We start from the raw sequence: 1876 nt of genomic DNA on the forward strand, positions 1-1876 counted from the left end.
ATCTCACCCCTAAACCTCTCACAGAACCGTACGTGATAGTCTCCCATCATACGGCTCTTCTTAACAAGTCTATGGCGTAAAACCGTATTGCCAATGCACAAACAGATTAGGATAATGCTTTGCAGTTTCCTGTAACCATTTGTAGGCAAAAAACCAGTGTTTACGCCTAAATCTCCGATATTTGTTGCGTACCCATTTTGCCAGACGCATATTCAAGAAACGAAATACATAGTGTAATTCACTCATTCTTACTTTGCCGTAATAATTAATCCAACCTCGTACTTTTTCTGCTATTATGCCTGCCAAATCTGGCAGGCGTAAATGAACCATACGATGAAGTTTCATCTTAAACAAAGTTTGATTGATGCGTTTCTGTCGTTTACGACTGATTGACGGTGTAAATCCCAAATGAAAGTTCCCAAAATAGCCCTTTACCATTCTTGGCTTAAATGTAAATCCAAGAAAATCGAATGTTACATAATGAACCTTAAATGGTGGATGCTTCTTTTGGTTGCGTTTGCAATAAACGATATTGCTCTTGCCGTCTTTTATCTGCAATTTGCACTGTTTAAATCGGGCTTTTACCGCTTCCAACGTCCGCAAGGCTTGTTTAAAATTATCGCAATGGATGATAATATCATCAGCATAGCGCTCAAACTTTACTTCCGGGTGGTTGTTCTCAATCCACTTATCAAAAACAACATGCAAGAAAATGTTTGCCAGTAATGGGCTAATAACACCTCCTTGTGGTGTGCCTTTGTCTCGTGAATGAATACTACCGTCTTTCTTTTGAATTGGAGCCTTTAACCAACGTGCTACATACAAGTGAATATGCTTTTCTTTGGTAAAATGTCCTAATGCTTTAAGCATTAAGTCATGGTCTATCTCATCAAAAAAACTCTTGATATCCAAATCTATCACCCAATCCATTTTCATGCAGTTTTCCCTGCATTGCTTTATGGCTTGATGCGCTGATTTGTTTGGTCGATAGCCAAAAGAATCTTTACTAAACTGTTTATCTACAATCTGTTCTAATTCTTCTCTTATTACCATTTGAGCCGTTCGGTCTTGTACTGTTGGAATGCCAAGCTTCCTGATTCGACCGTCTTCTTTGGGTATTTCTACCTCGCGCACAGGTACTGGAAAATAACTACCACTGGCTAACCTATTCCATACAGGATATAAGTATTTCATAGGACGTGAATGTACTTCTTGTACTGACAAATTATCAACACCTGAAGTACCTTTGTTACTCTTTACCTTTTTAAAGGCATCCCATACCTGTCGCTTTAATATCGGTTGCGACTTTTGTTTCTCTTTGAAAATCATCCTAAAAAAAATCTTTAGTTGTAATACAATTTAAAACTGTTAAGTCAGTCCCTTCGCTCCATTTCCATTACAGAAACTTCATCACTACTACAGACTAATCCGCCACTAATTAACAGTATCGCTACTTTCTACCTTGCCCTTCGGGGTTGTGGTATTTTTGCACTATTAATTAGCTTCTCCTGTTCCGTAATTGAGCCGTAAGCAAAGCTCCTGCCCTCTTTATGCCGATTGCCACTTGACCAGAAATAGGTATCATGTCAAGTTCTGTTCTCGCAAGACCGCCCATCCCTCGATTTTGACAATACTAAAGTTGTTTACGACACTTCTACAAGGGTTCAATCTCGTCTCTTTCAGCTTCTTTACTCCTACCATAGCAAACTACTCTGAAAACAACACAGGTAGTGCATTTAACCTTATCGCTCAAGACCAACCCGTGAAAGGAAAGCCCCATAAGGCGGTTTGACTGGTGTGCCTAATCACTCCCAGCCGAGAGACCAATCCTCATCGTACTCTTTACGTGAATCCACCTGAAACAAATGCCAGGGTC

1 protein-coding gene is annotated in these 1876 nt (G+C 39.8%); it reads right to left on the reverse strand.

Translation table 11 applies throughout. The annotated features are described in order from the left end of the window. Positions 1-69: 69 nt before the first annotated feature. Positions 70-1329: a group II intron reverse transcriptase/maturase gene (gene ltrA, locus ACSSV5_RS12235; protein WP_454246099.1), complete on the reverse strand. Its 1260-nt coding sequence runs from the start codon at positions 1327-1329 to the stop codon at positions 70-72. Positions 1330-1876 lie beyond the last annotated feature (547 nt).

Source organism: Psychroflexus sp. MBR-150 (assembly GCF_053628795.1).

What these genes read in the sequence shown, in the direction of transcription:
- ltrA (WP_454246099.1), bottom strand. Translation starts at nt 1,329, where the DNA reads ATGATTTTCAAAGAGAAACAAAAGTCGCAACCGATATTAAAGCGACAG.